Origin of the sequence: Polaribacter batillariae, assembly GCF_017498485.1 — a bacterium.
Classification (GTDB): domain Bacteria; phylum Bacteroidota; class Bacteroidia; order Flavobacteriales; family Flavobacteriaceae; genus Polaribacter; species Polaribacter batillariae.
In genome coordinates this window covers 316275-332618 of record NZ_CP071795.1, presented here as the reverse complement: position 1 = coordinate 332618, position 16344 = coordinate 316275, and the positions used below count along the sequence as shown (strand labels likewise).

Below are 16344 nucleotides of genomic sequence, written 5' to 3'. Positions count from 1 at the left end.
GAAATTGTGAATGGTTTTAACCAACGTCTAAAATTTTAATAAATTAATAAGTAAGTAGTTGTTGTAAAATTGCAATTTTCCTAACTTTCCAAAGCTATAAAATAATTTTTAAAAAATCAAAATGTTTTTACGTTTTTTATTTCAACCGTTTGAGTGGGAAGCCTTGTTGCCATCTACTGTTTTAGCTTTTAAAGTTCTCGAATATTTTTAAAATACCAGTAAATGATTTTTTTACATTAGAGAAAGATGATTAATTTTACAAACGCAAGGTTTGTGGTATTTTTTTTTCGCAAAAGCACATAGACGAAAGGAATTTTTATAACACTTTCGCCCAAAACTTTGATTGTAAAACGTTGATTTTTAAATACATTTTATTGTAAAACCTCCATGCAGAGCTATAAATTTTAAACATATAAAAAGCTAAAATGCTTTTAGAACTGCCTCTTTAAACAACGTTGCTTTCGATTTAAAGAAAGAATTTTCTAAGCTAATGGCTTTTAATTTAGAATCGATGTATTTTTCTTCTCTGTAATTTACTAAAAAAAGAGAGCTTTCTCCTAAAAAGAATTTGCGTTCTTCAGCCTTTAATAAAACCCCATAATCTCTTACAATATTGGCAGTAAAATTACTTTGTACGATAAATGAGTTTAATTCTTTCTGAATGGCATCTATCTTGTTTTTAATTACCACTTTGGCAGTTTCGCTTTCTAGTTTTTTGTCTTGTAATTTAATTTTTGCCAACTTTAAATCTCCTCGTTCTTTTCGAACAAACAAAGGCATACTAAAATTAATTCCTGCTTTGTAATTATTGGTATTAAATGAATTTATTTGATTTCCATTTGGAGATATAAAATTATACTGCAAATCTATTTTTGGTAATAAATTATTCATTTTTAAACGTTTATCTACATCTAAGCTTTTAATTTTAAAGACCAAAGATTTTATTTTAGGATGGTTTTCAATATTAAAATTTTCATTGTTAAAAAGTGCAATGTTAAAGGTTTTATCAATCGTATTAAAAGTATTTACATCCGGAATTATATTTTCTTTCAATTCGATGGGAGTGTTTTCATTCAACCATAAAAAGTTAGACAGTTCTAAAGACGATTTTACCAATTTAATACGTGCTTTTTCTAAGTTTAGTTTTCTTGTATTTAGGGTAATTCCGGCTTCTAGTGTGTCAATTGCAGGTTTTTCGCCTTCTTGAAAAGCTCTTTTTGTCGCTTCGAAACGAACTTTAGCATTGTTTAAAAAATCGTCATAAACTTTTTTTTCATTATAGGTTTTTAACCAATTAAAATAAGAGAGTGCAGCATTGTATAAAATCGTATTTACAGTTATTTGTTGGTCTTCTTTGGCTTGTTCTAAAAAATATTTGGCTTGTTTTAAAGAAGCCATTCTTTGGTTGGTAAGTAAACCTCTTGCTAAAGAAACAGAAACACCAGCACTGTACAAACCATCTAAAGGAACATTATTCTCTGGGTTTAAAAAAACACCGTTGTTTTGTTCGAAATTTGCTTTAAACTCAATGCCATACCATGTTGGTATTTTAAAAGCACCATTTAATTTGTTGTAATATTCTTTTTCTTTAAATTGTTTTTTTTGCATAATCTATTTCGATTTTTGGGTCAAATGCACCTCTTGCTTTTAGCAATTTTGCTTCACTATTATTAATGATTAAATTGGCTTGCTTCACAATAGGATGATAGGTTTTTACATACCCTAAATATTCGGAAAGTGTCATTACAGAAACCCTTTCTTCTTGTGCTTTTAAAGATGAAAATGAAACGATAAATAGTAATATAATTAGTTTTCTCATCTAAATTATTTTTTAGAATTCGATTTTTCTTTCGCTGACTTTTCTGGTTGATAATAGTTAGGAGGGAAGCTGTTTAGCTGTCTCCATATTTCGAACCAAATTGGTACGTCTTCTAACAAAGCAATGGTTTTTGCACCAGAACCAACTCTTATGGCTTCTGGCCAAGTGTGGTCTTTTTCATCTGGTGCTAATAAAACTCTGTACTTTCCGTTATTACTAATAAAATTCTCAATGGCAACCACTTTTGCACCATAAGTTCCGTACGAAACATTGGGCCATCCAGAAAACACAATTGCTGGCCAACCATCAAACTGTACACGTACTTTTTCTCCAATATGTAAAAGTGGTAAATCGATTGGTCTTACATAAGTTTCTACAGCTAAATCGTATTTTTCTGGCATAATACCTACCAAAGATTCTCCTTCTTTAAACGTGCCTCCAATACCGCCTTTAATTGCTTTGTTAATATATCCATTATGTGGAGCAGTAACGTACAAAAGACTGTTTCTAACTTTGTAATTGGTATTGCTGTTTTCTAATTTAGAGACTTGTGCTTTTGCATCATAACCGCTAGATTGTGCAGTATAAATATCGCTTTGTGCTTTCGAAATCTTATCGGTATAAGTTGCGTGAATTCTCGTTAATTCTAATTTTGCATTTATTACTTTGTTTTTACTGGCCAATAATTTATTTTCTTGTGCAATTAATTTAGCCTGAGTTTCTTGCAATTTCAACCGTTTTTGTTCTACATCTACCACAGCTTTTAAGCCTTCTTTTTGTAATGTTTCTGTACGGTTAAATTGTTTTTGAGCAATGTTTAAGTTTGTTTTTGCGGCTTCAAAAGAAATGCTATCGCTTTGTACTTTTAATCGAGCCTGTAATAACTTGTTTTTTGTTTGTTCTAATTTTAAACGGCGTTCTTTTTTTAGAGCTTCTACTTGTCTTTGTAGTGCTTTAACTTTTTCTTGATATGCATTTACCGACGATGATTTTGCGTTAATTTGCTCGTTTGTTCTTTCAATTAAACGATCGTCAAAATATTCGCTTTTTATTTCAGAAATTCTAAGAATAGTATCTCCTTTTTTTACATAATCTCCTTCACGTACAAACCATTGCTCGATTCTACCAGGAATTTGCGATTGTATGGTTTGTGGTCTTTGATCTGGAGTTAAAGTCGTTACAATACCTTGGCTGGTAATATTTTGCGTCCAAGGTAAAAATAATACAATAATACCTATAACAGCAAAGGCTAACAAGAATTTATTAAATGCTTTATAATATTTTTTTGAAAAAATTTTTTGACCAGATTTAAATTGTTTTAAATCTACTTTTTTACTTATCTGATTGTTAGAAATGTTTAACATAACTAGTTTTTTATAGATTTAATTTCTCCTTTTTCTAATACAATTATTTGGTTGCATTGGGTTCTCCAGCTTTTTTTACTACTTACCACAATCAATGCCCAAGGTCTTTTAACATCGGTTAAATAACTAATAATTTTTTTAGTTTCATTTAAGTTAAATTGGTCTAATGGATCTTCTAAAATCATAACTTTGGGTTGTTTAATAATAGCTCTTGCTAAAATTAATTTTTTGGCAACTGTAAACGAAATCTGTTTTCCTTCTGGATAAATTACAGTATCTAAACCATTAGGTTGCTCTTTTAAAAACTGATTTAAACCTACAGTATCTAACGCTTCAAAAATTATTTTTTCTTCGATTTCTGAATTTCCAAACACCAAATTTTCTCTAATACTTCCTTCGAAAGGAGTTTCATCGGAAAGAGACAAGCCTAATTGAGAACGATAGTGGTTTAAGTGTAAGCTGCTTAAAGATAGGTTGTTAATATAAATATTTCCAGCAGTTGGCTCGATAACACCAGATAGTAATCGTAATAAACTCGATTTTCCTGCACCGCTTTCACCCATTACTAGCACTCTACTTTTTGGATTTAAGGTTAAAGAAATATTTTTTAAAATGTGTTTGGGTCTGTCTTCTACGTTGTAAGAAACTTCATCTAACTCTACTGTTAGTCCATTTTTAAACAAAGGTCTTTCGCCTTCTTGTGGCTCTAATGCTTTATCTACAACTTGGCCTATTTTTTCTATAGAAGTTAAAACGTCGTAAAAAGATTCTAAACCAATAATTAACTTTTCTACAGAAGCAATTACCAGTAAAATAATAATTTCTGCGGCTACGAATTGTCCAATATTCATTTCTTGCCTTAGTACCAAAGCTCCACCAATTAGCAACAAACTTGCTGTTACAATTACCTTAAAACCAATCATTTGAGAAAACTGTAAAATAAGAATTCTAAAATGCTTCTCACGAGCTTCTAAGTATTTGTTTACCAAGTTGTCGTTCTTTTTTAAAGCTAAATTTGTATTTCCAGAAAGCTTAAAACTTACGATGGTTCTTGCAACTTCTTGAATCCAATGTGCCACCTTATATTTGTTTTTAGATTCTAAAAGGCTGGTTTCTAAACCTCTTTGTGCTGTAAATTTAAAAACGATGTAAATAAGTAGCAGTAATAAAATACCAAATATGATAAAAAACGGATGATAAAATGACAACAGAATTAATGCAAAAATAATTTGCAATAATGCAGTTGGTACATCAATTAAAATTTTCGACAATCCCTTTTGAATGGTTAATGTATCGAAAAAACGATTTGCCAATTCTGGTGGATAATACTTGCGCAATTCATTCATTTTAATCTTTGGAAATCGATAACTTAACTCGAAAGAAGCTCTCGTAAAAATTCGTTGCTGAATGGTTTCTATAATTCTTAACTGCATTAACTGCAACGAACCAGAGAAAATAACTCCAATGGTTACTAAAACTACCAAAACAATCCAAGAAGTAGAAATTTGCGCACCTTGTAATAAATTAATAATTGCCTGAATACCTAAAGGTAATGAGAGTGCTACAATTCCACCAAAAATGGCATAATAAAAAATTTGAAAAATATCTCTTTTTTCTAATTTTAAGAGACCTAAAAATCGTTTCCAAGGGGTTAATTGCTGATTTTCCATAATTATTGTAAAGCAGTTTTAGCTAATTGAACAAAGAATTGTGTGGGTGTATTGTTGTTTTTACAATTGGTAATTGAAGGAAAGTGTTCTTGCAAAAAATGCTGATGTAAACCGCCTTCTAAAATGGTGCTTGCCAAGCTCAAACCAAAATTATAATCTGGTTTTACTTCTAAAATTATTTCATTTAAACGAGAAATAAGTCTTTTGTAAATTTCGAAATAGCCTTCTTTATTCTTAGAATCTACCTCTTTTGTTAAAAAAGACTTCGAGCTTTCATTTACTATAATTTTGTACAAAATAGGCTCGCTAATATGTGAGTATTTACTGTCGTCGATAATCGTTTCTGTAACTGTAATAATTGCTTTTTCTAATTTTTCTTCAGCATTAGAAATACTAAATGTACCTAAAACCAATTTGTACTCTAACCAAGCCCAATACCAAGAAGAAAGATAAAGTAGTAGTTTGTGTTTGCTTTCAAAATATCGATATATAGAGCTTTCGTTAGAACCAATTTTTGTTCCTAATTTTTTAAAAGTAAAACTTTCAAAACCAATTTCGTTAATTAATAAAATGCTATGTTCTATAATTCTCTTGCCTAAATCAGAGGTTTCTGGATCTTTGATATACATTTTATCTGGAACAGAGATTTTTAAAACAGACAATAAATCTTTCATAAGATAAATATTTGATCACAAATATAATAGTAATGCTATTAAAAAAGAAAGAATTACTGATAATTTAATGTTTTGTTAACAATATTTAAAATTTACAGTCATAAAAAAGTCTTTCGTAAAAACGAAAGGGCAATCAATTAAAACATCTAACAAAGCTTTATTTTGAAAAAAATTAAATTTGTACTATCTTTGCAACGTGTAGAGAACATCTCTTTAATAAAACTTTGTTATTTAATTAGATTTTTTTTTGAATTCATTTTCAACTTACACAAATTCTTAATAAAAATCTATTTAAAATTTAATGGCAAAATCGCAACAAACATTTAGTAAAAGTGAAAAAGAAAAGAAACGTTTAAAAAAACGTTTAGATAAGCAGAAGAAAATGGAGGCTAGAAAGGCCGAGAAAGAAGAGAAAGGATCTACAGGAATTCAGTTTGCTTACGTAGATCATAATGGAAATTTAACAGATACTCCACCAGACCCAGAATTAAAAGTAGAAGTCGAGTTAGAAGACATAGAAATTTCTGTAACTAAAAAAGAAGACTTACCAGAAGAAGACCCTGTTAGAAAAGGAAAAGTTTCTTTCTTTGATACTTCTAAAGGTTTCGGTTTTATTATTGATACAGAAAATAACGAAAAATATTTTACACACGTGAGTGGTTTAATTGATGAAATTGGAGAGAATGACAAAGTTTCTTTCGAGCTAGAAAAAGGAATGCGTGGCATGAATGCAGTTAAAGTAAAAAGAATTTAACAACAACACCTTTTTTTGAAATTTTGTACCGAGAATTTCTTCGCATTTAAAATTCTGCAGAAAAATAAATTATAAAAAAAATCCTTCTTTTGAAGGATTTTTTTTGTGGCTTCTATAACCCCCAAGTTATAAGAAACCTTTTACCAACTTTCTCGTACAATTAATTATCCTCTCTTTTATTTTTAATGTAAATTTGCGCTCTTTTAATACGATTAAAGCAATATTATGAATCTAAACAAATGGATTTTTCTACTTCTAATTTTTATGGGTAGTCAGGTTTCTTTTTCACAAATAACAGGTAAAATTATTGATAATGAAGATAATTATCCTCTTGAATATGCCACTGTAGCTTTATACAATCAACAAGATAAAAAACTGGTTACTGGCGTTGTAACGAATAATAAGGGTGTTTTTTCGATTGCGAATGTAAAACAAGGAATCTATTATTTAGAAGCTTCTTTTATCGGTTATCAAGTAAAAACAATTTCATCTATTGTAATAAATAACAAAGGAGAAAAAAAAGACTTAGGTACAATAAAAATTGTTTTAGGTTCTGGAAATCAATTAAATGAAGTCGTTGTTAAAACAGAAAAACAAACCGTGTCTCATAAAATCGATCGACAAGTTTTCGACACAAAAAAATACCAAAGTACAGTGGGTGGAAATGCGGTTGATGTTGTTAAAAACCTACCTTCTGTTACAATTGACGGTTTAGGCGAAATAAGTGTTCGAGGAAGTAAAGGATTTACGGTTTTAATCAATGGAAAACCAACACAGGGCGACCCAACAACCATTTTAGCACAATTGCCTGCGAATGCCTTGCAATCTATCGAATTAATTACAGCGCCTTCTGCAAAATACGATCCTGAAGGAAAAGGCGGAATTATAAATATACTCACTAAAAAAGGGGCAATTAACGGAACATTTGCACAAATAAACATTCGTGGCGGATTTCCTTCTATTGAAGATTATGACACCAAAGTTTCCGCAAAAAGATACGGAATCGATGCAACCATTAACAAAAGAACAAACAATTGGAATATTTCTGTGGGTGCAAGTTATCAAAGAAACGATAAAACAGGTAGAAGAGAAGGAGATATGTTTATTGTAAATGCTCCAGAGAATAAAACCACTTTTTTACCTTCTGATGGCGAGCGTAGTTTCGATGAAATTACGTATAATGGCCGTTTTAATATAGATTATACACCCAACACCTCAAATAAGTATTCTTTAGGTTTTTTCGCAGGAAAAAGAACAAAAGAACGTTTGGCAGACATTGTTTATAACAACACTGCAGTTTCTCCAATTGGCAGCAATAATTTGTTGTACGAATTTACTTATTTCAACCATAATTTAAGAGTTCGTAAAGGAGATTTTGCTTTGGGGAGTTTCGATTATTCGCATCAATTTAAAAATAAATCTAAAATTTCTACTTCGATATTGTACGAATACACTTTTTTAGGAGGTCCCACAGAAAACGACAATTTAGGGTTTCCTGATAATTCTATTGTATATCAAAGAGAATTCAATACCAACGACAATCCTTTATATGGTACACGTTTTAACCTAGATTATTTATGGAAACCGTTTTCATTCGGAACTTTAGAAACAGGTTATCAATATCGAGATTTAGACCATACAGGAAAATTTGTTTACGAAAGAGATGGAAATGTAGTTCCAGAATTTTCGAGCGATGTAAGTTTAAAAAGAATCATTCATTCTGGATATGCACAAATTTCAGGGTCTAAAAATAAATGGAATTATGCAGCAGGAGTTCGTTTAGAATCTATGGATAGAACCTATATTGAAGCTTTACAGAGCGAAACCCAAGAAAATAGATACGATTACGATTTTGTAAAATTATTTCCTTCAGCTTCTCTTCAGTACAAAATTAATGATAAAACCAACATAAAAACAGCCTACAGTAAAAGGGTAGAAAGAACTACCACCTTTAAAATGAACAGCTTTGCAGAGCGCGAACATTCCGAAGTTTTTGAACAGGGAGACAATACTTTATTACCAGAATTTATCGATTTGGTAGAATTAGGGATCACAAAAAAACTAAAAGGAGGAAATTCTGTTTATGCAACTGCTTATTACAGGCATGTAAATAATGTAATAAATCGCGTAAACACCTTAGCTTATAAAAGTAATGGAGCTGTTTTAGATAGTATTATTAACAGGGTGTACTCGAATGTTGGTAAAAGCAATTCAATTGGTTTAGAAATCGGAGCAACCTTAAAACCGACTAAAAATTGGACGAACTTTATTGGTGCAAATGTTTATAATTATGCAATTAATGGCGTTTTAAATTTTAGACATAGAGATGGGGTTGAAAGAAATTATAATATAGATACCAAAGCAACTATATACTCATTCAATTTAAATTCTACCTATAATTTCTGGGAAAATGCTTCTTTGCAATTTACTTTTAATTATTTATCGGACAGAAATACAGCAATGGGTAAAGATTCCCGTTTTTATTCGCCAAACTTAACCTTTCGTAAAAAGTTTATGGACAATCGCTTAACAGCAACATTGCAATGGCAAAATATAGACATGGGTTTGTTAAACACAAACGAACAACGAATTACAACATCTAGAGCAAACCAGTTTTACACAACGACCAATTATAGGTACGAAGTAGATATGGTTTCTTTAAACCTTTCTTACACATTTAATGCCGCTAAAAATAAATCGAAATTTATAGAAAGTGAATTTGGAAAAAGAGAGTTTTAGAGAATCACATTTTTTTGAAGTAAGACTGAAAATAAAATAAGACGTAAGACTAAAAAAGGAGTATTAAGTTTTAATTAATACTCCTTTTTTTTTGATATATTATAAGAAATTTTGAACTTTGTCATAAGTCATAAGTCATAAGTCATAAGTCATAAGTCATAAGTCATAAGTCATAAGTCATAAGTCATAAGTCATAAGTCATTTTTAAGAATTATAAAACTCCATACTCTCCACAATCAACTCTTCAGAAACCTTACAATCTAATTTGTGGTTTTCGTAGTCATTTAAAAGCACAAAATTTACTTGTCCGTTTACATTTTTTTTATCGTGTTTTAGCAATTCTATAATTTTAGAAAAATCTTCTTTTAAAAGATTTATTTTATTATAAATAGATAAAATAACATCTTTTATTTCTTTTAATTTGTCTTTCGGAAAATTTAAAAGTTTGTTAGAAATATAGCTTTCGCAAACCATTCCAATGGCAATAGCTTCACCATGAGTTAAGTTTTCTTTGTCTTCAGATTCTAGATAAAAAGACTCAATTGCATGTCCAATCGTATGTCCGAAATTTAATATTTTTCGAAGGCTTTTCTCTTTAGGATCTTGTAAAACAACTTCATTTTTAATTTCGATAGATCTAAATATTAAATCTTTGATATTTAAACCTTTATTGTCCTTTATTTCATTAAATAGTTTACTGTCGTAAGTAACCCCATACTTAATAATTTCTGCCATCCCCGATTTTATTTCTCTTTTAGAAACGGTTTCTAGATAAGTATCATCTACAATAACCATTTGCGGGTTTGCAAACAAGCCAATTTGATTTTTTAAGACGCCCAAATCTACCCCTGTTTTTCCTCCAACGGAAGCATCAACCATAGACAATAATGTAGTTGGAATATTTACAAAATCGATTCCGCGTTTAAAGCACGAAGCCACAAAACCGCCTAAATCTGTAATTACACCACCTCCTAAAGTAATCAATACACTTTTACGATCTCCACCAAGTTCGGTAATTGCATTCCAAACACTAATGCAGGTTTCGATGTTTTTATGAATCTCTCCAGATTCAATTTCAATTACTTCAATTTTTTTGTCTGTTACTAAATTAGAGATAAATTTCGGATAACAATGCTCAAAAGTGTTCTCATCTACCAAAATAAAAATAGTAGAATAGTCTTTTTTTAAAAGTAAATGAGAAATTTCTTTATATGCTTTGTTCTGAAAATGAACAGGATAGTTAATTGCTTGAATGGATTTCATTTTATAAAAATTTAAAGTGCAAAATAAGTAGAAAATATTTAATTATTTGCCCTCTTAGACTATATTTGTTCTGTATAAAATTATGCCTGATGAAACTTTTCGATAACACAAAAGTAGCTTTTGCTTTAAAATCCGATTCTCAATTAGAACGGGCTTATTTTCTGTTTAAAATGATTCAGAGTCAGCCAATGGTAAAGATAGGTAGCGTTGTAACGAACTTTGCATTAAAAGCACATTTGCCCATAGAAGGGCTTATTCGTTCTACAGTTTTCGACCATTTTTGTGGTGGCGTTACAGAAGAAGATTGTTTGCCTATTATCGATAATATGTACAGTAATGGCAATGTACATAGTGTTTTAGATTATTCTGTAGAAGGGCAAGACAAAGAAGTAAGTTTTGATGGAGCTTTAGAAAAAATTTTAAAAATTATAAACTTTTGCGAAGAAAAAAAATCCATTCCGTTTGCGGTTTTTAAACCTACAGGATTTGGACGTTTTGCTTTATATCAAAAAATAACCGAAGGAAAAAAGCTTACAGAAGAAGAACAAGCAGAGTGGAATAGAGTGCAAGATCGTTATCACAAAGTATGTAAAGCAGCTGTAAAAAAAGATGTTCCTTTATTAATAGATGCAGAAGAAAGCTGGATGCAAAAAGCGGCAGACGAACTTATAGAAGACTTAATGGAAACCTATAACAAAGAAAAGGCCATTGTTTTTAATACGCTACAAATGTACAGGCACGATCGTTTAGAGTATTTAAAAGCGCTACACCAAAAAGCACATCAAAAAGAGTTTTATATTGGTATGAAAGTCGTTAGAGGTGCATATATGGAAAAAGAAAGAGAAAGAGCAAAAGAGAAAGGATATCCATCTCCAATCTGCGAAAATAAAGCAGCCACAGATACCAATTACGACAAAGCGATTCAATATATGATGGAACACCCCAAAATGGCACTTTTTGCAGGAACTCATAACGAAGAAAGCTCGTATTTAGTGATGGATTTAGCGAATAAATACAACATTAAAAAAAACGATAAAAAACTTTGGTTTGGTCAATTATTTGGTATGAGCGACCACATTAGCTACAATTTAGCAAACCAAGGTTATAATGTTGCCAAATACCTTCCATTTGGTCCCGTAAGAGATGTAATGCCGTATTTAATAAGAAGAGCAGAAGAAAACACCTCTGTTGCAGGGCAAACAAGCAGGGAGTTAAATTTAATTAAAATAGAAAGAAAACGTAGAAAATTAGAATGAAAACCGTAGAGGAAATTAAAATTTTACTGCATAAAAATAAATTAAGATTACACCAAGAGTTGCTTCAGAGTAAAGAAGCAATGGCTTTGCTAAAAAAATCGACACATACAAGTTTAACTGTAGAAGAAAAATTAAAAATTCGAATACAAATGTTAGATATATGTAAAGCAATACCTGCATTAACAGTATTTATGCTTCCAGGTGGTGCCTTATTATTGCCACTTTTAATAAAACTAATTCCCGATATTTTACCATCAGTATTTAGAGACGATGTTAAATAATCAATCGTATTTTTTACAATTAATATAAAAATAGTTAAAAATCGATTTTTTAAATAAATAATACAATATATTTGTCGTGTAAACTTTAGGAGTAGCTATTAAGTTAGTTTGAGAAATATCCTTAGAACCTGATTTGGTTAACACCAACGTAGGAAAAAGTTACTTAGACTGTAGTGTACAGAACTACTTCTTTTAGGTTTACAGTAATATTTTATAAATATGATTACGATAAAAGTAAACCAAGAAAATCATCAATTTTCAGAAATCTTAGCTTTAGAAGAATTAATTCGTTTTTTTAAAATAAAAACGAACGGAATTGCTGTTGCCATAAATGGTACTATAATTAAGAAAACTGATTGGTCTATTCGGTTGCTTCAAGATAACGACAATGTTTTAATTATCAAATCTACTCAAGGAGGTTAATCATTAAACTTTTAAACAAATTTTTAAAACGAACGCAATTATGAAGAAAAAAGATACAGCACCCAAAAAAGACGGAATTACAAGATATCCATTTCCAAACTCAAAAAAGATTTATGTTTCTGGTAAAATTCATCCACAAATAAAAGTGGCAATGCGCGAAATTTCTTTAACAGATTCAATAGATTCTTTTACTAAAAAGAAAACCCCAAACGAACCTGTTACCGTTTACGATACTTCTGGCCCTTATACAGACCCTAACAAAGATATCGACATTCATAAAGGAATAGAACGTATTCGCGAGCAATGGATTTTAGACAGAAAAAATGTAGAAAAACTAGACCAATTCTCCTCTAAATATAGCAACGAGCGTTTAAACGATAAAAGTTTAGACCATATGCGTTTTTCTTTATTAAAAAAGCCTTTGCGAGCAAAAAAAGGAGAAAATGTAACCCAATTGCATTATGCTAAAAAAGGCATTATTACCCCAGAAATGGAGTACATTGCTATTCGTGAAAACCAGCGAATAGACGAATTAACAGAAATTAGAAAACAGCACAAAGGAAAACACTTTGGCGCTTCGATTCCAAATAAAATTACCCCAGAGTTTGTACGTTCGGAGGTTGCAAAAGGTCGTGCTGTAATTCCTTCAAACATCAATCATCCAGAAGCAGAGCCTATGATTTTAGGTAGAAATTTTTTGGTAAAAATAAATGCAAATATTGGCAATTCTGCAGTAACATCTTCAATTGAAGAAGAAGTAGAAAAAGCCGTTTGGGCTTGTAGATGGGGTGCAGACAATATTATGGATTTATCTACAGGAGAAAACATTCACGAAACCCGTGAGTGGATTATTAGAAACTCTCCAGTGCCAGTTGGTACAGTACCCATTTATCAAGCCTTAGAAAAAGTAAACGGAGTAGCAGAAGATTTAACTTGGGAAATTTTTCGAGATACCTTAATCGAACAAGCAGAACAAGGTGTCGATTATTTTACAATTCATGCAGGAGTTTTATTGCGCTACATTCCAATGACAGCAAATCGTGTAACAGGTATTGTGTCGCGTGGTGGCTCAATTATGGCAAAATGGTGTTTGGCACATCATAAAGAAAGTTTTTTATACACACATTTCGAAGATATTTGCGAAATATTAAAACAATACGATGTTGCTTTTTCATTAGGAGATGGTTTGCGTCCAGGTTCTATAGCAGATGCCAATGACGAAGCTCAGTTTGCAGAACTAGAAACTTTGGGAGAATTAACTAAAATTGCTCGTAAGCACGAAGTACAATGTTTTATAGAAGGTCCAGGTCACGTGCCAATGCATATGATAAAAGAAAATATGGATAAGCAAATAGAAGCTTGTGACGAAGCACCATTTTACACTTTAGGACCTTTAACAACAGATATTGCACCAGGTTACGACCATATAACTTCTGGTATTGGTGCAGCTATAATTGGTTGGTATGGCTGTGCTATGTTGTGTTACGTAACACCTAAAGAACATTTAGGATTGCCTAATAAAGAAGATGTTCGAGTTGGAGTAATTACCTATAAAATAGCGGCACACGCTGCAGATTTGGCAAAAGGCCATCCAGGTGCACAGCATAGAGATAATGCATTAAGCATGGCTCGTTTTGAATTTCGTTGGCGAGACCAATTCAACTTAGGGCTAGATCCAGAGCGTGCTTTAGAATATCACGATGAAACCTTGCCAGCAGAAGGTGCTAAAGTAGCACATTTTTGTTCTATGTGCGGTCCAAAATTTTGTTCGATGAAAATATCTCAAGAAGTACGAGATTTTGCAGCAGAAAATAACATTATCGATAATGAAGTAATTGCAAAAGGAATGGAAGAAAAATCGAAAGAATTTAAAGAAAAAGGTTCAGAAGTTTATTTATAAAATTATTTGGAAGTTCCCACGCTTAAAAAAAAGCGTGGTCGGGCTTTCCATTATATCTTTTTAGTTTGTTCTCGATATAAATTTGTTCATTCTTCACAAATTCACTCGAACGAACAACTAAAAAGGATGCCATTTCAATCCCTAACTCACAAGTATTATGATAATTTTAATTTCTCCAGAAAAAGAGGTTCCAAACGAAGTAGCACTGCTAAACCAATTATTTAAAGAAGGTTTAGAATGGTTTCATCTTAGAAAACCAGAAAAAAACTACCAAGAACATGTTGCCTATTTAAATCAAATAGATAAAAAATATCATCATAGAATTGTGGTTCATTATTTTCATGAACTCGTAAATAGTTTCAATTTAAAAGGCATCCATTTTCAAGAACAAAAAAGAATCGACTGTATTCACAATTTTAGCGAGTATTCTAAAAATTTAAACATAATTGGTAAAACAATTAGCTCTTCTTTCCACGAACCAGCAGTTTTAGAGGCTTGTTATTTCGATTTCGATTATTATTTGTTAAGTCCTGTTTTTTCATCAATATCTAAAAAAGGGTATAATGGAAAAGGTTTTAATGTAAACCATATCAATAAAAAAATAATTGGTATGGGGGGCATTCATACCCAAACGATAAAAGAAACGATAAATCTCGGGTTTAAAGGCATTGGCGTTTTAGGTGGTGTTTGGAATACAGAAAAACCAGTAGATAGCTTTAAAAAAATAAAAGAATGTTACGAAACTTCTGTAATACATTAATATTGTAAATTTTATTGAAATTGAGAATTAAAATATAAAAATTGAACAAAAAAAACTACATATTAACTGTAGCAGGTTTAGACCCCTCTAGTGGTGCAGGCGTTACTTCAGATATTAAAACATTTGAAGCACATGGTTTGTACGGTTTATCGGTATGTACAGCAGTTACCATTCAAAATGATATTGATTTTAAAGAATGTATTTGGATTGAAAAAGAAATAATTATCAATCAAATTAAAACCTTGTTTGAACGTTTTGAGATTGCTGTAGTTAAAATAGGCATTATTCAATCTTGGAATGTTTTATTGGAGGTAGTTCAAACATTAAAAAAGTTAAATTCTGCGATAAAAATAGTATTAGACCCCATATTAAAAGCGAGTGCAGGGTTTAATTTTCATTCAAAACAAAACCTAAAAATTTTCGAAAAAGTGCTCTATTATTGCGATTTTATAACACCAAATTACGACGAAATAAAGGCTTTATTCCCGAATAAATCTATCGATGAAACCATTGCATTTATTTCTAAAAAAACAAATATTTATTTAAAAGGAGGTCATAGAGAAGATAAAAAAGGTTGGGATGAAGTCTATTATAAGACAACCGTAAAATTAAATATTGTACCAGCAATAACTAAAGTTTATAAAAAACACGGAAGTGGTTGCGTGTTATCTGCGGCATTGGCTTCTAATTTACAAAAAGAATTGTCTATAGAAGAGGCTTCAAAAAAAGCAAAAAAATACACAGAAAATTTTTTAATTTCTAATAAAAGCTTATTAGGTACCCATATTTATTAATTTATGATAAGCGAATTACAATACATTACACAGGGCAAAACTTCCGAAGAACATTTAAGAAATATAGAAAAAGCTTGTGTTTCTGGTGTAAAATGGGTACAACTTCGATTAAAAAATGTTGCTCCTGAAATTATTTTAGAAACAGCAAAAAAAGCTAGAGAAATTACAAAAAATTATCAAACAAAATTAATTATTAACGATTATTATAAAATTGTAAAAGAGGTAAAAGCAGATGGAGTTCATTTAGGAAAAAATGATGAATGTCCCTCAAAAGCACGTGCTTATTTAGGAGATTCTTATATGATTGGAGGCACAGCAAATACTTTAGAAGACTGTAAAATTTTATTAGAAAAAAAGGTAAACTACATTGGTTTAGGACCTTTTCAATTTACAAAAACAAAAAAGAATTTGAGTCCTATTTTAGGAATAGAAGGGTATAAAACAATCAATACCTCGTTAAAAACAAACATTCCAATAATAGCAATTGGTGGCATTTCTTTAAAAAATGTGGCAACACTTATAAATTCGGGGGTTTACGGAATTGCTATTTCACAAGAAATTACAAGAGATTTTAATCGAATTTCAGATTTTTATAAAATTTTAAAATCGTCGAAACAACATAAATTGGTAAAACAATAGAATTACAA

15 protein-coding genes and 1 riboswitch are annotated in these 16344 nt (G+C 30.7%); of the genes, 9 read left to right on the top strand and 6 right to left on the bottom strand.

From position 1 onward, the window contains the following. Positions 1-420: 420 nt before the first annotated feature. From JL193_RS01490 to JL193_RS01475, 5 genes are read right to left on the bottom strand one after another with little or no spacing between them, the layout of a single operon-like run. The gene (locus JL193_RS01490; RefSeq protein ID WP_367890021.1) at positions 421-1608 is read right to left on the bottom strand and encodes a TolC family protein; all 1188 of its coding nucleotides are present in this window, start codon (positions 1606-1608) and stop codon (positions 421-423) included. Further along, positions 1589-1819 carry a hypothetical protein gene (locus JL193_RS17425; RefSeq protein ID WP_367890020.1) on the bottom strand — a complete coding sequence of 77 codons (231 nt, stop codon included), beginning with the start codon at positions 1817-1819 and terminating at the stop codon, positions 1589-1591. The genes JL193_RS01490 and JL193_RS17425 overlap by 20 nt, the downstream gene beginning before the upstream one ends. Before the next feature lie 5 nt (positions 1820-1824). Then, positions 1825-3183, bottom strand: coding sequence for an HlyD family secretion protein (locus JL193_RS01485; RefSeq protein WP_207972152.1), 1359 nt, complete (start codon positions 3181-3183; stop codon positions 1825-1827). 2 nt (positions 3184-3185) lie between these two features. Further along, positions 3186-4853 carry a peptidase domain-containing ABC transporter gene (locus tag JL193_RS01480; protein WP_207972151.1) on the bottom strand — a complete coding sequence of 556 codons (1668 nt, stop codon included), beginning with the start codon at positions 4851-4853 and terminating at the stop codon, positions 3186-3188. A gap of 2 nt (positions 4854-4855) precedes the next feature. Further along, on the bottom strand, positions 4856-5527 hold the full coding sequence (locus tag JL193_RS01475; protein ID WP_207972150.1) for a TetR/AcrR family transcriptional regulator: 672 nt from the start codon (positions 5525-5527) through the stop codon (positions 4856-4858). A gap of 301 nt (positions 5528-5828) precedes the next feature. Here JL193_RS01475 and JL193_RS01470 point away from each other — a divergent pair, with 301 nt between their 5' ends. Then, positions 5829-6281, top strand: coding sequence for a cold-shock protein (locus tag JL193_RS01470; protein WP_207972149.1), 453 nt, complete (start codon positions 5829-5831; stop codon positions 6279-6281). A 225-nt stretch (positions 6282-6506) separates the two neighbouring features. Next, complete coding sequence (locus JL193_RS01465) at positions 6507-9020, top strand: TonB-dependent receptor (RefSeq protein ID WP_207972148.1); 2514 nt, start codon at positions 6507-6509, stop codon at positions 9018-9020. Positions 9021-9224: 204 nt separating this feature from the next. On the opposite strand, the gene aroB is transcribed toward JL193_RS01465, so the two are convergent. Next, positions 9225-10283 (bottom strand): 3-dehydroquinate synthase, encoded by a 1059-nt coding sequence (gene aroB, locus JL193_RS01460; RefSeq protein ID WP_207972147.1) that lies wholly within the window; start codon positions 10281-10283, stop codon positions 9225-9227. An 89-nt stretch (positions 10284-10372) separates the two neighbouring features. Here aroB and JL193_RS01455 point away from each other — a divergent pair, with 89 nt between their 5' ends. From JL193_RS01455 to thiE, 7 genes are all read left to right on the top strand, one after another. Then, positions 10373-11539 carry a proline dehydrogenase family protein gene (locus JL193_RS01455; protein WP_207972146.1) on the top strand — a complete coding sequence of 389 codons (1167 nt, stop codon included), beginning with the start codon at positions 10373-10375 and terminating at the stop codon, positions 11537-11539. Next, a complete protein-coding gene (locus JL193_RS01450) occupies positions 11536-11820 on the top strand; it encodes an LETM1 domain-containing protein (RefSeq protein WP_207972145.1) in 285 nt (94 codons plus the stop codon). Before JL193_RS01455 ends, JL193_RS01450 begins: the two co-directional genes overlap by 4 nt. A gap of 77 nt (positions 11821-11897) precedes the next feature. Then, positions 11898-11992, top strand: a riboswitch (TPP riboswitch). 47 nt (positions 11993-12039) lie between these two features. Next, positions 12040-12243, top strand: a complete 204-nt coding sequence (gene thiS / locus JL193_RS01445; protein WP_207972144.1) for a sulfur carrier protein ThiS — start codon at positions 12040-12042, stop codon at positions 12241-12243. Positions 12244-12283: 40 nt separating this feature from the next. Next, complete coding sequence (thiC, locus tag JL193_RS01440; RefSeq protein ID WP_207972143.1) at positions 12284-14143, top strand: phosphomethylpyrimidine synthase ThiC; 1860 nt, start codon at positions 12284-12286, stop codon at positions 14141-14143. A 157-nt stretch (positions 14144-14300) separates the two neighbouring features. Continuing rightward, complete coding sequence (locus JL193_RS01435; protein ID WP_207972142.1) at positions 14301-14903, top strand: thiamine phosphate synthase; 603 nt, start codon at positions 14301-14303, stop codon at positions 14901-14903. A gap of 41 nt (positions 14904-14944) precedes the next feature. After that, a complete protein-coding gene (locus tag JL193_RS01430) occupies positions 14945-15697 on the top strand; it encodes a hydroxymethylpyrimidine/phosphomethylpyrimidine kinase (protein WP_207972141.1) in 753 nt (250 codons plus the stop codon). Between the two features lie 3 nt (positions 15698-15700). Next, positions 15701-16336: a thiamine phosphate synthase gene (gene thiE / locus JL193_RS01425; protein WP_207972140.1), complete on the top strand. Its 636-nt coding sequence runs from the start codon at positions 15701-15703 to the stop codon at positions 16334-16336. Positions 16337-16344 lie beyond the last annotated feature (8 nt).

Coding starts and splice junctions, on each gene's coding strand:
- JL193_RS01490 (WP_367890021.1), bottom strand. CDS start 1,608: ATGCAAAAAAAACAATTTAAAGAAAAAGAATATTACAACAAATTAAAT.
- JL193_RS17425 (WP_367890020.1), bottom strand. CDS start 1,819: ATGAGAAAACTAATTATATTACTATTTATCGTTTCATTTTCATCTTTA.
- JL193_RS01480 (WP_207972151.1), bottom strand. CDS start 4,853: ATGGAAAATCAGCAATTAACCCCTTGGAAACGATTTTTAGGTCTCTTA.
- aroB (WP_207972147.1), bottom strand. CDS start 10,283: ATGAAATCCATTCAAGCAATTAACTATCCTGTTCATTTTCAGAACAAA.
- thiC (WP_207972143.1), top strand. CDS start 12,284: ATGAAGAAAAAAGATACAGCACCCAAAAAAGACGGAATTACAAGATAT.
- JL193_RS01465 (WP_207972148.1), top strand. CDS start 6,507: ATGAATCTAAACAAATGGATTTTTCTACTTCTAATTTTTATGGGTAGT.
- JL193_RS01485 (WP_207972152.1), bottom strand. CDS start 3,183: ATGTTAAACATTTCTAACAATCAGATAAGTAAAAAAGTAGATTTAAAA.
- thiS (WP_207972144.1), top strand. CDS start 12,040: ATGATTACGATAAAAGTAAACCAAGAAAATCATCAATTTTCAGAAATC.
- JL193_RS01435 (WP_207972142.1), top strand. CDS start 14,301: ATGATAATTTTAATTTCTCCAGAAAAAGAGGTTCCAAACGAAGTAGCA.
- JL193_RS01470 (WP_207972149.1), top strand. CDS start 5,829: ATGGCAAAATCGCAACAAACATTTAGTAAAAGTGAAAAAGAAAAGAAA.
- thiE (WP_207972140.1), top strand. CDS start 15,701: ATGATAAGCGAATTACAATACATTACACAGGGCAAAACTTCCGAAGAA.
- JL193_RS01475 (WP_207972150.1), bottom strand. CDS start 5,527: ATGAAAGATTTATTGTCTGTTTTAAAAATCTCTGTTCCAGATAAAATG.
- JL193_RS01455 (WP_207972146.1), top strand. CDS start 10,373: ATGAAACTTTTCGATAACACAAAAGTAGCTTTTGCTTTAAAATCCGAT.
- JL193_RS01450 (WP_207972145.1), top strand. CDS start 11,536: ATGAAAACCGTAGAGGAAATTAAAATTTTACTGCATAAAAATAAATTA.